The organism is Hyphomicrobium denitrificans 1NES1 (assembly GCF_000230975.2).
Taxonomy (GTDB): Bacteria; Pseudomonadota; Alphaproteobacteria; order Rhizobiales; family Hyphomicrobiaceae; genus Hyphomicrobium_B; species Hyphomicrobium_B denitrificans_A.
On the sequence record NC_021172.1, the window covers coordinates 2726324 to 2747676 of the forward strand.

At 61.6% G+C, this 21353-nt stretch carries 16 protein-coding genes and 1 pseudogene; 6 read left to right on the forward strand and 11 right to left on the reverse strand.

What is annotated here, in order from left to right:
* Window positions 1-316 precede the first annotated feature (316 nt).
* Together HYPDE_RS13100 and HYPDE_RS13105 are read right to left on the reverse strand one after the other, a co-directional pair.
* Window positions 317-592, reverse strand: coding sequence for a hypothetical protein (locus tag HYPDE_RS13100; RefSeq protein ID WP_015598965.1), 276 nt, complete (start codon window positions 590-592; stop codon window positions 317-319).
* 94 nt (window positions 593-686) lie between these two features.
* Window positions 687-1613, reverse strand: coding sequence for a DUF817 domain-containing protein (locus HYPDE_RS13105; protein WP_015598966.1), 927 nt, complete (start codon window positions 1611-1613; stop codon window positions 687-689).
* 311 nt (window positions 1614-1924) lie between these two features.
* On the opposite strand from HYPDE_RS13105, the gene scpA reads away from it, so the two are divergent.
* Window positions 1925-4099 (forward strand): methylmalonyl-CoA mutase, encoded by a 2175-nt coding sequence (gene scpA / locus HYPDE_RS13110; protein ID WP_015598967.1) that lies wholly within the window; start codon window positions 1925-1927, stop codon window positions 4097-4099.
* Window positions 4100-4163: 64 nt separating this feature from the next.
* Here the strand turns inward: scpA and HYPDE_RS13115 are convergent, their stop codons facing one another.
* Entirely contained in the window at window positions 4164-5900 is a 1737-nt protein-coding gene (locus tag HYPDE_RS13115) for a DEAD/DEAH box helicase (RefSeq protein WP_041320483.1), read from the reverse strand.
* 270 nt (window positions 5901-6170) lie between these two features.
* Window positions 6171-7115 carry a prolyl aminopeptidase gene (gene pip, locus HYPDE_RS13120; protein WP_041321289.1) on the reverse strand — a complete coding sequence of 315 codons (945 nt, stop codon included), beginning with the start codon at window positions 7113-7115 and terminating at the stop codon, window positions 6171-6173.
* A gap of 320 nt (window positions 7116-7435) precedes the next feature.
* On the opposite strand from pip, the gene HYPDE_RS13125 reads away from it, so the two are divergent.
* The gene (locus tag HYPDE_RS13125; RefSeq protein WP_015598970.1) at window positions 7436-7864 is read left to right on the forward strand and encodes a hypothetical protein; all 429 of its coding nucleotides are present in this window, start codon (window positions 7436-7438) and stop codon (window positions 7862-7864) included.
* 123 nt (window positions 7865-7987) lie between these two features.
* Here the strand turns inward: HYPDE_RS13125 and HYPDE_RS13130 are convergent, their stop codons facing one another.
* From HYPDE_RS13130 to HYPDE_RS13140, 3 genes are all read right to left on the reverse strand, one after another.
* On the reverse strand, window positions 7988-8662 hold the full coding sequence (locus HYPDE_RS13130; protein ID WP_015598971.1) for a Spy/CpxP family protein refolding chaperone: 675 nt from the start codon (window positions 8660-8662) through the stop codon (window positions 7988-7990).
* A gap of 189 nt (window positions 8663-8851) precedes the next feature.
* Window positions 8852-9289 carry a hypothetical protein gene (locus tag HYPDE_RS13135; protein ID WP_015598972.1) on the reverse strand — a complete coding sequence of 146 codons (438 nt, stop codon included), beginning with the start codon at window positions 9287-9289 and terminating at the stop codon, window positions 8852-8854.
* Window positions 9290-9416: 127 nt separating this feature from the next.
* A complete protein-coding gene (locus HYPDE_RS13140) occupies window positions 9417-11144 on the reverse strand; it encodes an alpha/beta hydrolase (protein WP_015598973.1) in 1728 nt (575 codons plus the stop codon).
* A gap of 201 nt (window positions 11145-11345) precedes the next feature.
* Here HYPDE_RS13140 and meaB point away from each other — a divergent pair, with 201 nt between their 5' ends.
* The 4 genes from meaB (at window position 11346) to recQ (ending at window position 16980) form a co-directional block, all read left to right on the forward strand.
* Complete coding sequence (gene meaB / locus HYPDE_RS13145; protein WP_015598974.1) at window positions 11346-12347, forward strand: methylmalonyl Co-A mutase-associated GTPase MeaB; 1002 nt, start codon at window positions 11346-11348, stop codon at window positions 12345-12347.
* 53 nt (window positions 12348-12400) lie between these two features.
* On the forward strand, window positions 12401-13045 hold the full coding sequence (locus tag HYPDE_RS13150) for a pyroglutamyl-peptidase I (RefSeq protein ID WP_015598975.1): 645 nt from the start codon (window positions 12401-12403) through the stop codon (window positions 13043-13045).
* 57 nt (window positions 13046-13102) lie between these two features.
* Window positions 13103-14464, forward strand: coding sequence for a TIGR03808 family TAT-translocated repetitive protein (locus tag HYPDE_RS13155; protein ID WP_015598976.1), 1362 nt, complete (start codon window positions 13103-13105; stop codon window positions 14462-14464).
* Between the two features lie 329 nt (window positions 14465-14793).
* Entirely contained in the window at window positions 14794-16980 is a 2187-nt protein-coding gene (recQ, locus tag HYPDE_RS13160; protein ID WP_015598977.1) for a DNA helicase RecQ, read from the forward strand.
* Here recQ and HYPDE_RS13165 read toward each other — a convergent pair.
* The 4 genes and pseudogenes from HYPDE_RS13165 to hisS form a co-directional block, all read right to left on the reverse strand.
* On the reverse strand, window positions 16952-17284 hold the full coding sequence (locus tag HYPDE_RS13165) for a hypothetical protein (protein ID WP_041320484.1): 333 nt from the start codon (window positions 17282-17284) through the stop codon (window positions 16952-16954). The genes recQ and HYPDE_RS13165 overlap by 29 nt on opposite strands.
* Before the next feature lie 122 nt (window positions 17285-17406).
* Window positions 17407-18114, reverse strand: a pseudogene (hisG, locus tag HYPDE_RS13170) (ATP phosphoribosyltransferase); the annotation flags it as partial.
* Window positions 18102-19289, reverse strand: coding sequence for an ATP phosphoribosyltransferase regulatory subunit (locus tag HYPDE_RS13175; RefSeq protein ID WP_041320485.1), 1188 nt, complete (start codon window positions 19287-19289; stop codon window positions 18102-18104). The pseudogene hisG and the gene HYPDE_RS13175, both read right to left, overlap by 13 nt.
* Before the next feature lie 348 nt (window positions 19290-19637).
* Window positions 19638-21284, reverse strand: coding sequence for a histidine--tRNA ligase (gene hisS / locus HYPDE_RS13180; RefSeq protein WP_015598981.1), 1647 nt, complete (start codon window positions 21282-21284; stop codon window positions 19638-19640).
* Between the last annotated feature and the right edge of the window lie 69 nt (window positions 21285-21353).

The window sequence follows — 21353 nt, forward strand, 5'->3', positions numbered from 1 at the left end:
GCTCTCCTCTCCTGTGACCGTCGTCTTGAGAGGGAGAATGCGTGAAGCGATTTGGGTCCGCTGTTCCGGGGGATACACTTTGGTTGGCGCTGGCGACTCCGCTGCGCGGAGCCGGCCGCCAGCGCGGCCGTGAGGCGGCTTTCTTTATTCAATTGGAAATAGATTGGCGCTGACAACTCCGCTGCGCGGAGCCGGCCGCCAGCGCGGCCGTGAGGCGGCTTTCTTTATTCAGTTGGAAATAGACCGGCGCTGGCGACTCCGCTGCGCGGAGCCGGCCGCCAGCGCGGATGTGAGGCGTCACCGTCCGCCCGGACCTCTACTTCTTCAGTTTTTCGACCTTGGCAGCCATGTCCGGGATGACGGTCATGCGATAGGTGTCGTTCTCGCATGTCAATATCCAGACGGTTTCGTTCGGCTTCGATTCCTTCACTTCGCGCTCGGCACCTTTTGGCTTGTCGCAAGTGAAGCCCTGGTCGCGAATCTGGGATGCGAGCAGATCCCGCGTCGGCTCATCTGCCGACTGGGACATGGCCGGACCAATTCCCACGACGAAAGCAAAACCGAAGATCGCCAAGTGCAACGTCTTGTCCATGCCAGTCATACTCCCTAGCCGGTACACGGATGATCGCCGCTGCGGCTGCAAGCCAATCGTACGGCAAACGAGTAAATTCAGCCTTTCCGCTCGGCTATCGAGGTAAACTTTCCGTATCCTGATCATCGTCCGGCGGCATCGGCTGGGGCCGGTTGATGGCGGCCACGAGCGTATACGAAATCAGCATGAGCAAAAACCATGAGCCAAGCTTGCCAATGCCGACCATCTGCCACCCATGCCGCTGGTGCGGATAAGCCCAAGCGGCGGTGAACGTGCCGATGTTCTCCGCGAACCAGATGAACAGCGCGACGAGGACAAGCCCTAACAACAGCGGCATGTGCCGATGCGTCTTCCAAATCCGGTAATAGATCGTGCACGGTCCGATGAGGAGGACGGCGACCGCGAACAGAATAGGGCGTGCGTCCCACGTATAGTGGTGGGCAAAGAAATTAACGTAGACCGCCGCGCTTAACAATCCGAGCGCCCAGACGGGCGGATGGTGGGTAAAGCGGAAATCGAACAGCCGCCAGCAGCGCACGATGTAGGAGCCGATGGCGGCGTACATGAAGCCGGTAAAAAGCGGCACACCCGCGATGCGCAGCAGGCTCGGTTCGGGATAGACCCATGATCCGACAGAGGTCTTGAACACCTCCATGACCGTGCCGACGACGTGAAAAACGAAAATGACTTTGGCTTCCTCGATCGTCTCCAGCTTGAAGCCGAGCATCAAGACTTGGATCAGAACGGCCGCGATGACGAGGAAATCGTACCGGGCGAGAGAGGCATACTTAGAATAGAAAAAGTGCGTCGCGATCAACAGCGCCAGCAGCAGCGCGCCGAAAAGACAAGCCCAGGCTTGCTTAACGCCGAAGCGGACGAATTCATAGGCAAAGTGCGCGACCGGTCCGCGGGCTTCCGCCTTTTCGCCAAGCTTGGCCTCCAGCTCGATGAAGTGCGCCAAGGGTTGCCAGAGCCGCGCCGCGCTTCTCTGACGGGTCCCATTCGAGACCTTGCGTTGCATATCTGACCTCGGGAGGGATGCCCTGCAGAGCGGTCATCATGCTGGTGTTTGTGGCTAAATCCGGCGCGCCTTCTCCCTTCACTTGGGGGGGAGCGCCGGAGTAACGAACCGCTCGATCCTGACCGGAAAAAGGCTCCTCATCCGGCCTTCGGCCACCTTCTCCCGCAGGGAGAAGGGATACTTGCTCCCCCCTCTCCCTCATCGGCCCGCTGTGCCAGGCCACGAACGAATGTCGCACGGCGATTGTCGTCTCCGTCCGCTTCCAGTACCGTCAATTGGAGACTTCATTTCCACCGGATTTATTGCACCCGATGACCTTGATTCCGAATTTCGCAAATGTGCCTCTCGAACCGGCCGCCCCCGAGGGGGCGGGTCCGCGTCCGGTCGCTCCTGACGCTCCGGTCTGGGAGACACCCGAGGGCATTCCGGTAAAGCCCGTGTTCACGAATGCCGACACCGCTGGGCTCGATTTTGTCGACACGTTGCCAGGTATTGCACCCTATCTCCGGGGTCCCTACCCGGCGATGTACGCGCTGCAGCCGTGGACGATCCGACAGTACGCCGGCTTCTCGACGGCCGAAGACTCGAATGCCTTCTACCGCCGCAACATCGCAGCCGGACAGAAGGGTCTTTCGATCGCTTTCGATCTCGCGACCCATCGCGGCTACGATTCCGATCACCCGCGCGTCAAGGGCGATGTCGGCATGGCGGGCGTCGCGATCGATTCCATCTACGACATGCGCACGCTGTTCGACGGCATTCCGCTACAGGATATGACCGTCTCGATGACGATGAACGGCGCCGTTCTGCCGGTGCTCGCGCTGTTCATCGTTGCGGGCGAAGAGCAGGGCGTGCCGCCTCAGAAGCTTGCCGGAACCATTCAGAACGACATTCTGAAAGAGTTCATGGTGCGCAATACCTACATCTATCCGCCTGCGCCCTCGATGCGCATCGTCTCGGACATCTTCGCCTACACCAGCGCGAACATGCCGAAGTTCAATTCGATCTCGATTTCCGGCTATCACATGCAGGAAGCCGGTGCGACGGCAGACATCGAACTCGGCTACACGATTGCCGACGGCATCGAATATGCACGCGCCGGTGTTGCGGCAGGCCTCGACATCGACGCGTTCGCGCCGCGCCTGTCGTTTTTCTGGGCGATCGGCATGAACTACTTCATGGAGATCGCCAAGATGCGCGCGGCGCGTCTCCTCTGGGCGAAGCTCATCAAGGAAGAATTCAAGCCGAAGAACGAGCGCTCGTTATCGCTTCGTACCCACTCTCAGACGTCGGGCTGGTCTCTGACGGCGCAGGACATCTTCAACAACGCGACACGCACCTGCCTCGAAGCAATGGCGGCGACGCAAGGCCATACGCAGTCGCTGCATACCAACGGCCTCGACGAAGCAATTGCGCTGCCGACGGACTTTTCTGCACGCATCGCGCGCAACACGCAGCTTCTGTTGCAGCAGGAATCCGGCACCTGCCGCACCATCGACCCCTGGGGCGGAAGCTACTATGTCGAGCGTCTGACCTACGATCTCGCAAAGAAAGCGCTGTCGCACATCAAGGAAATCGAAGAGCAAGGCGGCATGGCGAAAGCCATTGCGGCCGGGATTCCGAAACTTCGGATCGAGGAAGCGGCCGCACGCACGCAAGCGCGTATCGACTCCGGCCGCCAGACGATCACCGGCGTCAACAAGTTCCAGATCAAGGGTGACAAGGAAATCAACTTCCTCAAGGTCGACAATCATGCCGTGCGCGAAGCCCAGCTCGCGAAGCTGAAGCGGCTGAGGGAAGAGCGCAACGAGGCCGACGTGCAGGCTGCGCTCGATGCACTGACCGAGGGCGCGAAGGGCAATGCCAACCTGCTCGACCTTGCCGTCAAGGCGGCGCGGCACAAGGCGACGGTCGGCGAAATTTCATACGCGCTCGAAAAAGTCTTTACACGGCACAAGGCCGAAATTCGCGCCATCAGCGGCGTCTATAAGAAGGAAGCGGCGATGAATCCGAGCGTCGATCGAGTGAAGAAGCTCGTCGAAGCGTTCGACAAGAACGACGGCCGGCGGCCACGTATTCTGATCGCCAAGCTCGGCCAGGATGGCCATGATCGCGGGCAGAAGGTCATTGCGTCAGCGTTCGCTGACCTGGGCTTCGACGTCGATATCGGCCCGCTGTTCGCCACGGCCGACGAGGCGGCGCGGCAGGCTGTCGAAAACGACGTACACGTCGTCGGCGTCTCCACGATGACGGCGGGCCATCTGACGCTGGTGCCGGAACTCAAGGCGGCGCTGGACAAGGAAGGGCGCGGCGACATCATGATCGTCGTCGGCGGCGTCATTCCGCCGTCGGACTACGATGCGCTCTATGCGGCTGGTGCGAAAGCGGTGTTCGGTCCCGGCACGAACATTCCCGAGGCAGCGGCAGATCTTGTCGAAAAGCTCAACGCGCAACTCGGCTACGCCGACAAGGCGGCTGCGGAGTAGATACGCAAATGGCCGGGATGAACCCGGCCATTTTCTTATCCAAAAATTTTTGTGGGTTCGCGCGTCATGAAGCCGGGTTGCGGCTTTGGCGGCCGCGGCTGTCGTCCCGCCGCTTCATGAATTTCGGTGCATCGGAACTGCCCCACGATGGCCGCCGGTCACCGCGCTCGTGCTGACGACGCTCAGGCTGACGATGCTCGTTTTTGCGCTGCTCCGGTGCCTGGCCGTCTTCGCGATGGTGGCCAGCATGTGCATGCTCCGGGCGCGACGGCTTGCCGTGGTGAGCGGGCCGATCATCGCGATGACGATGCCCGTTCGCACGGGGCTCCCCGCCGTTGCGTTCATGGTGCTTGCGCTCACCGCGATGCGGCCTGCCGGAATGATTGCCGTGCTGCCGACGCTCCTGCGGATCGCGCTCCATGCGTGCGCCGACGCCGAACATGGCCTCGCCTTCCGCAGCAATAGCGGCCCGCTGATGCTCGTGCCCGTTGTCGGCGTGCCGTGCTGCCGAGGGCGGGATGGAGCGGCCGTCACCCCTGCGGTGCTTTACGTGCCCGTCACCGCGATGCCCGCCGTCACGACGGCGATCATTGTGCCGACCGCCCTCGCGGCGCGAGCCGTTTTCAGCGTGATGATGCGGGCGACGTTCCGGCATCGGCAGAGCTTCGCCACCGACATCGGCGATGACTTCCAGCTTCTGCTTCATCAGGCGTTCGATGGCCGCGATTTCCTGGCGCTCCGACGGATCGCATAGTGAGATTGCGATGCCGCTGTTGCCTTTGCGTGCGGTGCGACCGACGCGATGCACGTAGGTTTCCGGATCGAGCGGCATGTCGAAATTGACGACGTGCGTGATGTTCGAAACGTCGATGCCTCGGGCGGCGATATCGGTCGCGACGAGCACACGAATGTGGCCCATCATGAAGTCATTAAGCGCCCTCTGACGCGCATTCTGCGCCTTGTTACCATGAAATGCCGAAGCACTGATGCTGGCCATACCAAGGCGGTCGGCGACACGGTCGGCGCCGCGCTTCGTCCGCGTGAAAACGATGACGCGCTTGCAGGCTTCGTCTGAAAGGATCGTATGAAGCCTGCTTTGCTTTTCCGGCGTCCGAACGATCATCACCTTCTGGTCGATGCGATCGACGACGACCGACTTCGGCGAGAGATCGACACGATACGGGTCTTTCAGGACCTCATAGGCGAACTTCTTGATCTCGGCCGGCATGGTTGCAGAGAAGAGCGCCGTGCGCCGGACTGCCGGAAGCAGCGCGACGATTTTTTTGATGTCGCGGATGAACCCCATGTCGAACATGCGGTCGGCTTCGTCGAGCACGAGGGTGTCGACGCGCGACAGATCGCAGGTGCGCATGTTGACGAGATCGAGCAGACGCCCGGGCGTCGCGACGAGCACATGCACGCCGCGCTTCAGCGCGTTGATTTGCGGTCCCTTGCTCACGCCGCCGAGAACGACTGCGCGGCGAATGCGCATGTTGCGCGCCAGGCTCGCAACCTCCTGATCGATCTGGATCGCAAGCTCTCGCGTCGGCGCCAAGACAAGCGCCAATACCTGCTTCGGAGCGGATTCGATGGATTGGGAGGCAATCTTCTGCAGGATGGGAAGAACGAACGTTGCGGTTTTTCCCGAACCGGTTTCCGCCATGCCGAGAAGATCGCGGCCTTCGAGCTGCGGCGGCAGCGCCTGCACCTGGATCGGCGTCGGCGCTACGTACCCGCACTGCGTAAGGGCACGCGAAAGAGGCTCGGCGAAACCGAATGCCTCGAAAGTCTGAACTGTCAAAATGAAAATTTCCCAAGGGCTTCGAGGCCCGTGCATCTCATGCCGGGCTGCGTCCCATGGCCCACACCGGCGCTTTCGGGGTGTGGCCTTGCTTGTAAGGATTGATCTCAATGCAGGGTCGAGCGCGGTAGTTGAACCGCTTGGAGTGGCACGAAGACCCGAGCGCCATCGAAGAGCAATGGCCGGTGTATCGGTGTGTTCGCTCAGCAAGTCAAGGAAGTTCGGAAGATTCTGCAACGATGCCGCGGCATTCGCCGTGCGGCTGCGCGGTCAGGCGTTAAGCTCGGCTATCGCCTGGCACATCGCATCCATCACCCCGGGCTCGGTCATAGCGTGCCCTGCCGTCTCGATGAAGTCGAGGCGTGCGTCGGGCCATGCGGCGGCCAGAGCGTGGGCGGTTTGCGGCGGGCAGAGCAGATCGTATCGGCCTTGCACGATGCGGCCGGGGATGCCTGCAAGATTTCGCGCATCACGCAGCAACTGGTCGGGCTCCAGGAAGAAGTCATTCCGGATGTAGTGCGCTTCAACGAATGGCGTGGGCGGCAGACATGTGCCCTCATCGACCTGGACGGGAAGCGGCGCCGGTGTTGAAGCCATTTCCGACAACGCCCGCTCGTAGGCAAACCAGCGTAGCGCCGCGAGACTGTGCACTTCCGGGTCAGGATTGCAGAGGCGGTTCACATACGCCTGAAGGACGTCGGCGCGCTCGGCGGCCGGCAGCCAATCGCGGAAGTCGGCGTAAAGCTCGGGGCAGAAGATCTTCGGCCCTTCGAGGAAAGCCCATTCCACCTCCTTCGCCGTGCCAAGGAAAATGGCACGTAAGACAAGGCCCGCGACGTGCTCGGCATGCTTTTCGGCATAGGCCAGCGCCAGCGTCGAACCCCAGGAGCCGCCGACCAGCAGCCATTTGGGGATATCGAAGTGTTCACGAATGATTTCGAGGTCGCCGACGAGGTGTGCGGTCGTATTGGCGTTGCGGGAAAGATAAGGATGACTGCGGCCGGCACCGCGCTGGTCGATCAGGAAGACGTGATCGCGCGCCGGATCGAACAGGGTCCGGTGCAAATGCTGAGAACCGCTGCCAGGTCCGCCGTGCAGAAAGGCAATGGGGCGGCCGCCTTTGCAGCCGACTTCCTCGACATAGATCCAGTGTCCGTCGCCTACGCGCAGCATACGCGCGTCGAATGGACGGAAGGCTTCAGGCAATGTTTTCATCACCGTCTGCTGAGCACGGAATTTTACGGCGGGCAAGATGGCTGCACCGACATAGCGCATCGGCGAGTTTCCATTTCGCCGTCATGGCCATGTCACAGACGGGATCGGGATTTGCAATTATGTCAGGGATGGCAACCCGGACCCATGCATTTGCGTTGCAGAGGTGCTTTTGCCGAGCAGTTTACGCGGCTGCTGAAACTCTTGGTTCACCGCAGCTTGCGATTGACGAAATTCGTTCCGAACCCCACCTCCACAGCCGCTGCAATACTCGCTAAGGTATGGCATGCGACATGAAAAGTTCACTTCATAGGAGTTCGACAATGGTCCGGAGTGTCCTTTCGCAAACGTTACGCGCGTTTGCCGCCGGCGGATTTGCCCTTGTCGCCGGATTGAGCGGCGCGGGTGTCGGCAGCGCACACGCAGAACCCGGCTCGCTCGTCGGATCATGGAGCGGCAGCGGTTCGATCGCGTTCGCATCCGGCTCGAAAGAGCGGGCGCGCTGCCGCGCTCACTTTGCTAAGACCGGCGCATCGAGCTATGCGATGTCGGCAACATGTGCGACATCGTCAGCCAAAGTCGATCAGTCGGCGACGCTCTATAGAACCGGTGCCAACAGCTATTCGGGAAGCTTCTTCAACCAGCAGTACAATACCGGCGGTTCGATCCGCATCACGGTTTCAGGCCGTACACAACGCGTACGTCTGTCCGGCGAGGCTGGCACGGCTTTCTTCAGTCTGCGTAAGCTCTAGTAGCCTTCGCGCGCTTCGCCGATCCGCACCTCAGAACTCCACCGTGTCGCAACGATAAAAAAGGCCGGGCATTCGCGCCCGGCCAGCAGAAAGTGTGCATTGGAGTGAAATGGCTACGCGGCGTCATCCCTTCTTGTCGGGCTCGGCAGGAGCGCCCGGGCCGGTGTCATCGTCCGGTGCTTCGTTCTGCATTCCCGGTGCGCCCTGACCATCGGGACCACCACGCCAGCCGTGATGACCATGATGATAGTGATGCCCCGGTCCGCCGCCGGGACCCCAGCCGCCGCCAAAGGCCCAGCGGGGACCACGATTGCCGTGTCCGAAGCCCGGCGTGAGTTGACGCATAAGCGGACGCAATACGTCTTTCTGCTCGTCACTCAAGGATGTATAGAACGGCTTGAAAGCCGTGGAAAATGCCTTCATTCGATCAGCGCGCTCGGCGAGACGCTGACTTATCCGCTCGTAGCGTTCGGAAAGGTCACGCGGCTTTGGCTCGGCCGCGTCTTTCTCGGCCCGGCGCTCCTCGCGTTTCTTCGCCCACTCGGCACGCTTTTCTTCGCGCACCTTGAATGCGTCGCGCACCGTCGACTCGACAGGCGACCAAAGTTTTTCCTGATCCGCGTTGAGCTGCAGTGCGGCTTTCACCATCGCGATGCGGCCTTCTTCGAGGCGTGATCGCGTTTCCGGCGTCATGTTGTGCCAGCCGCCGCGATCGACGGTTTTGGCAATGGCGACGGTCGCCGGAATAGCGGCAACCGCCGCAATCGCGAGCCAAGTGCCGCGCGAAAGATTGTTCATGTGGTTCATCTCCTTCGGCCGGCCGGGAAAACGAGGGGGCAAAGTATTGCCGGCCGTCGGAGTCAAGAACGACGCCGGATAGGTGATCCGTCGTCGAAATAATTATCGGCGACGCAGGCTGCAGCGGCGAATTTCGCCCGGCTGGTGGCCGATATGCGGCGCTTTTTTGGCGGCCATGATAAGCGGTCGTTACTGGCTTCCACGCAGGCTCTGCGCAATCGATCCGCTCGTGCCGTCGGACGCGCCATTCGAGTTCTGCTTGGCGGCTGCCGCTTTCGCGTTTGCCTGTCGATCGATGGGTTGAGCATAGACGACACGGTCGCGGTCGGCGAAGCAGCCGGCCACGCAGATGACCAGATCTTCGTTCGGCCTCGCCGCCGTCAACCGGCGGACCAACGGGCCATCCGCCCCGTCGCTTGCTGAAGAGCTAAAGCCGTCGATCGGAACGGAATTGAGATTTTTGGCCGGAAGCCGTTCGTCTGCGACACCCGCCGCAACAATCTGCGTGCCGTCACTTTGCACATCTTCGAACTGGGCATCTTCGGCGAGCGCACCGTTTGCGGAGGCCAACGCAAGAAGGGCAGCGACACCTGCCGACGCAAGCGGCTTGGCAAGAGCGGGACGCATGACGAACCCTCAAATACTGAACAAACTCCGAAGAAATGTGCCGCATGCGCGTAAAGGAAGTCTTACGAGCGCTCGTCAAACTACCGGCGGCGGCGAAGCAACCGTCGCCGGGTGACGCGCGTCAGACTTACGGACTCGCCGCAGTTTCCGCCTGGAACCGCCAATACGTTCCGGCGGCCGACTGGACCGTCAGGATGTCCTTAACGCGTTTGTCCGGCGGCCGAAGCCCGGATGCGACGAGGGCCTTCACGTCATTGAGCAGCGCGGGATTTTCCGCATAGCCCGAATGATTGAGGCCCAGCGCGTCCGTCGAGACGGCGGTAACGTCAATCGTATCGACGCCAGGGATGATCAGGGGCCCGGTCTCAGGGACATCGCCGGCGCGCGGGACGCCACCCCAGAACCGCGCCGAATAGCTCAACGCGCGATCGTTCGATGCCGCGTAGAGCGTCACGCCCTTGGAGAAGTTGGTGATCTCGCGCGCAATGATATTGAACTTGTCGCGGTCGACGTCAGGGGCGGCGAGAATGACCTGGCTGATCACGACGCCAGGCGGCACTTTCGTCTTCATGCGCTCCAGCACACGCAACAGAAGCTCGTTCCCCATCGAATGCGCGATCAGGCTGATCGATTTTGCGCCGCTCTTCTGGATCACGAGGTTCAGAAACTCCGTCAGCGTCGGCTCGGCCTGCTCGACGCTTCCGTGATCGTAGGTATAGCTCGCGACCTTGCCACCCGACGGCCAGCTATAGAGGAACGGAACACCGTCGAAGCGCAGGTCGTAGGCGATCTGAGCCGTACGGTAGAGTGCGTTGTCGAACGACGTGTTGAACCCGTGCACGAAGATGAAGGCATGGTCCTTGAACGTCGTTGACGTCGCCAGCCGCTGCTTGATGAGAGCCAGCATCTGATCTTCGGTCAGGCTTTTGATTTCCTGCACCGTGAAGTGCTTCTCGGGATCTTCCTTCTCCTCGTAAATCTTGACCTTGAAATACGGGATCTCGATCACGACTGGCCGCTCGATATGTGGCACCTTGTGAATGAGCGGCACCGTGATCAACGCGCGGCCGAGCTGCAGCTTGTGTCCACGCTCGGCGCCGAACTGCAACCGGTCTGGATCGGGTTCGATCGCGCGATCCGTTCCATAAAAAACCGGGACGACGTCGTAGGCTTTTGCCGGGTCCTCGACGGGCTTGGCTGGCGCCGCCTCTTTCGCCTCATCCGACCGACGGGCTGCGGCCGCCGCATGCGCTTCCTCTTCGGCACGGCGGACTGCTGCCGCAGCAGCAGCCTCGGCTGCTGCACGCATCGCTGCTCCAGGCGCCGCCGACGGCATCGGAGGCTCCGCAGTGGCCGCGGGCGGCTTCGGTTCAGGCGCTGTCGCCTGCTCAGAAGGCGGTGGAGAAGGAGGCGGCAGCGATTCCGCTGTTTCGGACGGTGGGGCCGCACCTCCGGACAGCTGCGATTCCGCTGTTTCGGACGGCGGGGCCGCGCCTCCGGCCGGCTCCGAGGCTTCCGGTGACGGAGCACCCGCGCCCGGGGCTATGTCGTCAGGCGGGGACGCTTCAGCGACTGGTGGCAGAGGCGGGGCTGCGCCACCTGCGGCTTCCGTCGGTACTTCGGATTCGACTGGCGCTTCTGCTTCAGATGGGGCGCTTGGAGCTGGTGCTGCCGAAGGCGCCGGAGCAGGAACCGGGCGCGCATCGGCTGTCCGGTCCGCCTCCGATTGTGCCTCAGGCGCTTTTGCAAGCTTCGGCGCCTGCGTGCAGGCGGCAAGCACGCTGCAAGCTGCGATCGCAGCAATCAGAACCCCCGACCGGCGCGACTGCAGCCGACGCTTGGCAAGCGTGAACATCGCATCCCTCCCCGCAATCCGTCTTGACCTCTGGCCCAGTGGAAATTCTAGGGGGCCGGCCCAGCTAGGGCAACAAACTCTGCATGCCGACGAATTGTGTCAGCAGGATTGTGCCTGGAGGGCGACGAAATCCGGACTTGCGGGCAACCCCATTCCTGACCATGGTCGGCCCCTTGAAAGATAAGGATATCCAAGCGAATCATGGCCATTGCCACCCTGCCCGCCCATCGTATTCCCGTCGCAGATTACGTGGCCGGCATTACCGCCGGCGACCGCGCGCTCCTCGCCCGCGCGATCACGCTCGTCGAAAGCACGAACCCGGAGCACGGCCGCCTCGCGCAAAGCGTGTTGCAGGAGCTTCTGCCGAAAACTGGGAACGCCGTGCGCCTCGGCATTACCGGCGTACCGGGTGTTGGAAAATCGACGACAATCGATCAGTTCGGCATGAACCTCATCGCGGAAGGCCATCTCGTGGCCGTGCTCGCGATCGATCCGACGTCGAAGCGTTCAGGCGGCTCTATCCTCGGCGACAAGACACGCATGAGCGCACTGGCGCAGGAGCGGAACGCATTCATCCGGCCGTCGCCATCGTCTGGCACACTCGGCGGCGTGACGCGCAAGACGCGCGAGACGATGGCCCTCGTCGAGGCGGCGGGGTTCGATGTCGTCATCGTCGAAACGGTCGGCGTCGGACAATCGGAGGTCGCGGTTTCCGATATGGTCGACTTCTTCCTGGTGCTCTTGCTGGCAGGCGGCGGCGACGATCTGCAAGGCATCAAAAAGGGCATCATCGAGCTTGCCGATATGATCGCCATCAACAAAGCCGACGGTGATAACGTCAAGCGCGCGGAACGTGCTGCGGCCGACTACCGGCACGCTCTGCAGATCTTCACGCCGCACAATGCGACGTGGTTCCCGCCCGTGCTTACGGTCTCGGGGATCGAAAATCGCGGACTCAAAGAACTCTGGGCCAAGGTTCTCGACCATCGAGACAAGATGTCGGGAACGGGCGAATTCCAGAAGCGCCGCCAGGCACAAGCTGTGTCGTGGATGCGCGACATGCTCGAAGACCGGCTGATGGGTGCGCTGAAAGCAAACCCGAAAGTTGCGGCCGAGCTTCCGAAGATCGAAGCTTCGGTGCGTGAAGGAACCCTGCTGCCGACACTGGCGGTCGAGCGGCTGATGGGCTTCATGGGGCTTTAGCTTCCGTGCCGATCGCCACTTCGACTGGCGCCTGGGGTGCTCTATATTGAGCCATGCCCCTATGGACGGACCTTCCCCCGACTGTATTGTTGACCGGCTTCGGGCCGTTTCCGGGCGTTCGCAGGAACGCATCGGCCTCGCTCGTCAAATGGCTCTCGTTCAAAGCGCGAATTGCGCTGCCGCACTGCCGGTTCGTCGCCGCCGTTCTGCCAACAGAATGGACGCGCGCACCGAGTATCCTTGCCGAACTCTATGAACGGCACGATCCTGTGTTGGCTCTCCACTTTGGTGTCGCTACCAATATGCGCGGCTTTCGAGTCGAGACCGAGGCTCGGAATTTCTGCCGTATGTCGCCGGATGCCGCTGGCAGCCTGCCGGTTCTCAATCGCGTATTCGAGGACGGTGCGCCGACGCTTCCGGCAACAATCGCAGCGACATCCATCGTCCGGCATCTCGAAGCTCAAGGTTACAACGCCACGCTTTCGAATGACGCAGGCGGCTATCTCTGCAACGCCGTTCTTTACCATTCCCTCGCCGAAGCGCGTGACCGCGGCGGGCGATGCAAGGTCGGATTCATCCACGTTCCAGCAGATGCCAAGCTGCGAGATACTGTGGGATATGCCGTCCCCGGCGCCGTCGAAATCTTAAAGGTTGCGCTGAACGCTCTTTCCCCGGCTCCCATTTTAACCTCGGTTTAACGCCTCGCGAGCTGGCTCGGTCCTTGCTTCTTGGACGAAGCAAACCGGAGCACGTCCATGACCATCAATCGCCGCTCGCTTATCGGGGCAAGCCTAGGCCTCGGCGCCGCCGTGAGCGCCGCACACGCGAGCGAGCGTCGGCCCACACGGGAGCCCGCAACTCCGAATGCTTCCGAATTTTCGGCCACTCTCATCCCCGATGAACGCCAGGACCAGACGGCAGCATTGCAGGCGGCCGTCGACGCTGCAGCCGAAAGAGACATTCCCCTCGTCCTGCCGCCAGGCAAATTCATCATCAGCGACCTGCGGCTGCGCCGGGGCACGCGCCTGCTCGGGTCGGCGCGCTCGACTATCCTCGTATTCTCAGGAGGCACCGCCTTCGTGACTGCGGAAAAAGCCGACGGGCTGATGCTCGCCGGACTGACATTCGATGGTGCGTACAAAACCTTTGATCCGGCTCGCGGAGATGGCCTGCTGGCGCTGCTCAACTCGAAGAACGTGCATCTCGCCGATCTCGAAATCCAAAACAGCGCCGGCACCGGGCTGTCGTTAACCGAATGCGGCGGGCGCATCGAAGGTGTCCTCATCAGTCATGTCCTCGATGCGGGGTTCAAGAGCCTCGATTCTTTCGGCCTCGACATCACCGGCAACACCGTCACCGAATGCGGCAACAACGGCATCCTGATCTGGCGCTCCAAGCAGGAAGAGGACGGCAGCGTTGTATCAGGCAATCGCATTTCGAAAATTCGCAACGCTGCCGGAGGTACGGGCGAGTACGGTAACGGCATCAATGTCTTTCGCGCCGGCAGCGTGCTCGTTTCAGGCAACCGTATTTCCGATTGCGCCTACACGGCGGTACGCGGGAATGCGTCGTCGAATATCCAGATCATCGGCAATAGCTGCGAGCGGCTCGGCGAGGTCGCACTCTATGCGGAGTTCGGTTTCCAGGGCGCGATTATTGCCAATAATCTCGTCGATACGGCCGCCTGCGGAATTTCGGTGACGAATTTCAACGACGGCGGCCGTCTTGCCGTCGTTCAGGGAAATCTCATTCGCAATCTTTTCCGGCGCGAGCAGGAACCTGAAGACAAGCGCGGCGAAGGCATCGGCGTCGAGGCCGACGCGGTCGTCACCGGCAATACGATCGAAAATGCGCCGACTGTCGGCATTCAGATCGGGTGGGGCGCATACATGCGCGACGTCGCCGTTACCGGGAATATCGTTCGTGATGCGCGCGTCGGCATCTCCGTCACAAATGCTCTCGATGCAGGGAAATGCCTGATCGCGAATAACCTGATTTCGAATGTGAAGGACGGCGCAATCCGCGAGATGGACCTCGGAGCGTTCAAGGGCCCTGATCTTGTTCGCGAACCGAGTGCAACGGATCGCATTCACATCACGGCCAACGTGGCTGTTTGAACGGGCCGAAACAATTTCCGAAAAATTTTGGAGATTTGGGAGCGCCGCGGCCCGGCCAAGGGGAAGACGGGGGGAGTCGGGACTTGGCCGGGCGGCAGCAGCATCTGGTGTGCACGGGGGGGAGGCGACACCAGCCTTGAGATCTCATTTAAGCCGAAGAAGATGAACTCATTCTGAACGTGACGTTAAATTGTCGCAACGTTTGACAGTCCGCCAAAATAATTCAGGCTAACTCGGCGTTTCCCATCGGTTTTTACGAAACGTCCGGCAAGTCGTGCATCGAATCAGATTAGCGTCCGGTCCTAATGACTTGCGCATAGGACTTCGTGATGCCGGCCTTCGCCGCGCCGCTTTCTCTACCGTTTGCTTCCGCTACCGACGACGCCATGTCCCTCGCGCGCGCCAAGCTCGAGGATGTTTTCGGCTACAAGGGTTTTCGCCCGCTGCAGGGCGACATTATCGACACCATTCTGCGTGGCGGCGATTGCCTCGCGTTGATGCCGACGGGCGGCGGCAAGTCGCTTTGCTATCAGATCCCGTCGCTGGTCCGGCCCGGGACCGGCATCGTTGTCTCGCCGCTCATCGCGTTGATGCAGGATCAGGTCGATGCGCTGCGCGACCTCGGCGTCAAAGCGGCATTTCTGAATTCGACGCAGGATCGCAGCACGCAGGATCAGATCGAGCGTCAGTTCGCGGCTGATGCGCTCGATCTCCTCTACGTTGCGCCGGAGCGGCTGGTGCAGGAGCGCACGCTCGCACTGTTCGAGCGTGCCGACATTGCGCTTTTTGCTATCGATGAAGCGCATTGCGTCTCGCAGTGGGGACATGATTTCCGGCCCGAGTACCGGCAGCTCAAGATTCTTGCGCAGCGCTTTCCGAGCGTGCCGCGAATCGCGTTGACAGCGACCGCGGACGAACGAACGCGGCAAGACATCATTGCGGAGCTTTCGCTCGAAAATGCCCGGAGCTTCATTGCGAGTTTCGACCGGCCGAACATCCGCTATACGATCGCCGAACTCGGCAGCGGCAGCGCGCGGGAGCGGCTTTGGCAATTCATCGAAGCCGAGCATTCATCGGACGCAGGGATCGTCTATTGCCTGTCGCGCAAGTCGGTTGAGGAAACGGCCGCGTGGTTATGCTCCAAGGGGCGCAAGGCACTTGCCTATCATGCGGGCCTCGAAGCGCCCGTCCGCGCGGCGGCACAAGCGAAGTTTCTGACGGAAGAAGGGCTGATCATCGTCGCGACCATTGCCTTCGGCATGGGCATCGACAAACCCGACGTGCGCTTCGTCGCACATCTCAATTTGCCGAAGTCGATCGAGTCTTATTATCAGGAGACGGGCCGGGCCGGCCGCGATGGTGAAGCCGCGAATGCCTGGATGGCCTATGGCCTGCAGGATATCGTCCAGCTTCGGCAATGGATCGGGCAATCGGAAGGCCCGGAAGCCTTCAAGACAGTGCAGCGACAGAAGCTCGACGCGCTCGTCGGACTTGCGGAGATGCCGGGCTGCCGCCGGCAGGCATTGCTCGCCTATTTCGGAGAGATGCGCTCGGAGCCGTGCGGGAACTGCGACAACTGCCTCAGCCCGCCGCATACCGAGGATGGCACCATTATCGCCCAGAAAGCCTTGTCGGCCGTTTACAGGACGGGTCAGCGTTTCGGCGTGACCTATCTTGCCGACGTCCTTATCGGAACGGCAGACGAGCGCGTGCTGCGCAACGGCCATGACCGTTTGTCTGTATTCGGCATTGGCAAAGACGTGCCGGTTTCGACCTGGAAGGGGCTTTTCCGACAACTGACGGCGCAGGGCTATCTGACCGGCGACGATGAAGGCATGGGCTCGCTGGTGCTGACCGAGCGTGCGCGGCCTCTGCTTCGTGGCGAGGAGCGTTTCCTGATGCGCGTGACGCGGCCGAAATCGAAGGTCGCCAAGAAGCGTGGAGCATCGCTGGCATCAAAGGTCACGCGGGAAAATCAGCCCTTGTTCGATGCGCTGAAGGCCTTGCGGCAGAAACTTGCGGCTGCGGCGAAACTTCCGCCCTACGTCGTGGCGCAAGACCGTACATTGATCGAGCTTGCCGAGAAACGGCCTGATACGGAAACGGCCTTGCACGACATCCTCGGACTCGGCGCCAGCAAGATCGCGCGATATGGCGCGGCGTTCATGCAGGTCATTTCGCAATTCAAGAAGCATCCGGTTTTGACCAACCGGCTATCGGCAAGCGTGAATGCAACGCTCGCGGCGCATCTCAGGGGGCTTGACGCCGAGCAGATCGCATCCGAGCGCGGGCTCGAGGTTGCGACCGTCTATGGTCATCTCGCCGAGGCGATCGAGGCGGGATTAATCGGTGCGGAGGATGCGCTTCACCTCGATCCCGCCGAGCGCGACGAGATCGAAGCGGCGTTCGATCGCTGCGAGACGCGGGATACGGGAAAACTCGGACCTGCATTTGCAGCGCTCGACGGGCGCTACAATTACGGCATTCTCAAATGCCTGCTCGCTGACGCCGGCTAGCGCGATCGGCTTCGAAGCGGCGAAGAATTTCCGATCCTCTGCCTGAGGTAAACGCGACGCGAACGGTCGGGCCCTCGGTGCCGACGACTGCGCATTCGGCACTGTCGCCGTACTGTTCCCAATAGAGGCGCACCTGCTGCGGCAGAACCACGGGCCGGCTCAATTCGATTTCGGCACCGTCATCGTCAATTTGATGAACGGTGCACCGGAATGGCGCAACACCACCGATCTCCAGCAGCGCATGGACGAGCGACGTCCGCCTGCCGAATGTCGGTTTGCCGCAATGCGTGCTGATATTGGACACGGGAGCCCTCGGGGATCGATAAGTCGTAGGGAGACAGGCAAGACGAGTACCAGACCCGAGCCACGCCGGCGATCGGGAGTGTGCCTTCCTGCTGTTTGCCTAATGAAGGGTTACCCGCGATCCGACGCGCGCGGCGCTCGTGCGAGGCGTCTCCCGATCCCATCGCACAGAGCGCGCAATTCGGGCGTCCAGGAGGCCACGTTCGAAGCGAAGAGGTTCGCTTCGGATTTAAGAATGACGCCGTCGTCGAGCACGCGCAGCCCGTTGGCGCGCAACGTTTCTCCCGTCGTGGTGATGTCGACGATGAGCTCTGCGGTGCCTGCTGCGGGCGCACCCTCAGTCGCTCCGGCGCTTTCGACGATACGGTAGTCGCCGAAGCCTTTCGATGCGAAGAAGCGGCGCGTGAGGTTCATGTATTTCGTCGCGACGCGCGGCCAGCGGCCATGCCTCCGTCGAAATGGCATCGCGATCTCTTCCAGATCGGCGACGGTCACGACGTCGATCCAGCAAGCGGGCACCGCCACGACGACATCGGCAAAGCCGAAGCCGAGCTTATGCACGAAGCCGATGCGCGTCGCAGCATCAGAGATATTCTCGCGAATGAGATCCTCGCCGGTGATGCCGAGATGAACGCTCCCGGCCTTCAACGCTTCCGCGATTTCCGACGACGATACATAAGCGACGTCGACGTCCGGCAAGCCGTCGATCTCGCCGCGATAGCCGCGCGCATGCCCGACCTTGCGCACGACGAGTCCGGCACGCGCGAACATGTCGGTCGTCTGCTCCATCAGGCGACCCTTCGAGGGAATGGCCAGCGTCAACCTGCCCATGACGACGCTCCCTGTATCGCTGCCAGAAGACGCTCGGTGTGAATCGCGGCGCCAACGGCGGAAACGTCGACGTCCGCACCCGCTGCGCGCATCAGGCCGTCGTAGCGGCCGCCGGTCGCAACCGGACTCTGCGGTCCGAGCGTCTTGGCGCGAACTTCGAACACGAGGCCGGAATAATAGGCGAGCGTGCGTCCGAATTCGGCAGAGAACGTCACGCGATCGAGATCGATGCCGGCGTTTGCAAGAAGCGCCAAGCGGCGATCGTACATTTCCAACGCCTCGCTCGAACCGGCCGGCGCTCCGTTGACGAGTTCGGCAATCTTTGCGCCTGCGGTGCGCGCCGGCCCGGATATGCCGACGTAACGGCCGATCAGATCGGCGGCGGTGGTATCGAGCGGCTTTTCTTCGCGGCTCTCTCGGATACCGATCAGGTGCTCGGTAATATCCGATAACGGCCGCGTACCGATCAGCTCGATCGATTTCTCTTCGAGATACGCCGCGACGGTCGCTTCGCTGGCAGCGGGATCGGCGCTATCGAGCGACGACAGCAGCGCTTCGGGCATGGAAACGCGTGTCACGCCGCCGCCCGTTGCGAAAGCCTTCAGAGCTTCGCGAAATGCCAGCGGCTTTAGAAACGCGTCGTCCAGGCGCTTCTTCCAGCGCGGCGAAATACCGGCAACGTCGAGGATGCTCGAAAAAAGGCCGAGGTCTCCGAGACGCAGCGACCAATCCTTCAGGCCGACTTTTTTCATTGCCCTGATGACGATGGCGATGACGTCTGCCTCGGCCGCCTCGCGCTCGGTATCTCCGAAGCGCTCAATTCCCGCTTGCCGGAATTCGCGCGGATGGGAGGCATCGGCACCCTGAGGCTGGAAGCGGAACGCAGCGCCGCGATAGCAATAGCGCGCGGGCGTCGTCGGATCGGCGTGGCGTGCAAGATGCAGCCGGCATGTCGGCACCGTGAGGTCGGGCCGCAAGCAAAGCTCGGCGCCGTCCGGATCGGTGAAGACGTAGGTTCGGGCGCGCAGGCTTTCGCCGATGACGTCCAGGAAAACGTCGGCAGGCTGAATGACCGCGGGCGCAACTGCATCGTAGCCGGCCTTTGTAAAAACCGACATCAGCGTCTGCGCCTGAGCTTCGAGCGCCTCGAAATCTCGTGTCGTTTCCGCGGCCATGACCCTAGCGCCTTCCGCGGAGATCTGGAGGAGCAAGCGGTGCCGCACGGAAAACACCGACTGCGCGGCTGCTCCTCACCCTGACCCTCTCCCCGCTTGCGGGGCGAGGGAATTGAGTTAGCCGGCGAATGATCCTCGTGTCCGCACTTGTCCCCTCCCCTTGACGGGGAGGGGTCGGGGGTGGGGTCGGCTTCAATGCCAAATACGAAACATCTGCTTTGGGGAAAGATGCGCTACCCGAGAGATCACACACAGGCGTTCCCCCCACCCCTAACCCCTCCCCGCGTAGGGGGAGAGGAAGAAGTAGTGCGCGAGTTTCAATCGAGAGTTCCGCAATCGGCATTACGATTAATCCTGATGCCGCGCGATGAGTTTTTTGACTTCGTCGATCAGGCTCGACTCGGAGACGGAGAACTGCGCCGGACGTGCCGCCTTCCACTCCTTGTTGTCCTTGATTGCGGCGGCGGCCTTCGCGCCTTCGATCAGGTCCTTGATCGTCACTTCGCCCTTGGCGCGCTCGTCGGAGCCTTGAATGATCGCGCACGGCGCGTTGCGCTTGTCGGCGTATTTCATCTGCGCCTTCATGCCGGACGAGCCTAGGTACATCTCGGCGCGAACACCGGCGTTGCGCAAATCCTGCGTGATTTTCTGGTAGCGCGCGACCTCGCCCTTATCCATCACGAGCACGACGACAGGGCCGAGCGCTTCGGATTTCTTTTCGCCGATGAGCGACAATGCAGCTTGCAGGCGCGAGACGCCGATCGAGAAGCCGGTCGCGGGAACTTTTTCGCCTGTGAAGCGCGCGACGAGATCGTCGTAACGGCCGCCGCCGCCGACCGAGCCGAAGCGCACGGGCTTGCCGTCGTCGCCTTTGACCTCGAACGTCAGCTCGGCTTCGAACACGGGGCCGGTGTAATATTCGAGGCCGCGGACGACGGAGGGATCTATCAGGATTTGTCCAGAACCATATCCGGCGCTTCGCGTTAATTCGGTAATCCGCCGAAGTTCTTCCAATCCCTTGACAGCACGTTCACTTTTTTCGACTAATCCTGAAAGAGCCGAGATGGTCAGCGCATTGTCGATGGGATACCAGTATTCGGCCGGGTCCGGATCATTTTCGTCCTTGCCCCATTTTACATAATTGCCGATTGTTTCGGCACTTGGCCGAGCCGTTTTCGTTTCGGTACTGACAACCTTGGCCGAGAGAACATATGCCAGGACGAGTTTAGCTTGTTCGCCAGTCAGTCCGGCACCTATTGTGAAATCGCCGCTCTCATCTCGCCGACCTTTGCCGAGTAGTTCTCTGACGCCATCCATTCCAAGGCGATCAAACTTATCAATAGCACGAAGGACGGTCAGCCGACGGGCAACATTTTCGTTCCCTCCAATTCCCGCAGCCTCCATAACGCCGTCCAAGACCTTCCGGCTGTTGACCTTGATCACGTAGTCGCCGCGCTTGACGCCTAGCGCTTCCAGCGTATCGGCTGCAAGCATGCACATCTCGGCATCGGCCGCGATGCTTTCGGCGCCGACCGTATCGGCGTCGAACTGCATGAACTGGCGGAAGCGGCCCGGACCGGGCTTCTCGTTGCGGTAGACGTTGCCGAACGCATAGCGGCGGAATGGCTTCGGCAAGGTTTGAAAATTCTGTGCGACGTAGCGGGCGAGCGGCGCCGTCAGATCGTAGCGCAGGCTCATCCACTGCTCGTCCTCGTCCTGAAACGAAAAGACGCCGGCGTTCGGCCGGTCCTGGTCGGGCAGGAACTTGCCCAGCGCGTCGGTATATTCGATCGCCGGCGTTTCGAGCGCCTGGAACCCATAGCGCTCGTAGACGTCGCGGATCTTTGCGATCATCTCGTTCAGGCCGCGCAATTCCGCCGCTTCGATGTCGCGAAAGCCTTTGGCAAGGCGCGCCGCCGGTGCGGTTTGCGCCTGCGGCGGGATTGCCGTTTGCGCCTGCGGCGCGGGGCGCGCGCTGGTAGGGTCTTTGGACATGAGAAGCTATGGGAACCGTGATTACAAAAGTTGCCGTAGCACCTTGGGCGCCCGGCAGGCGAGCCCGCC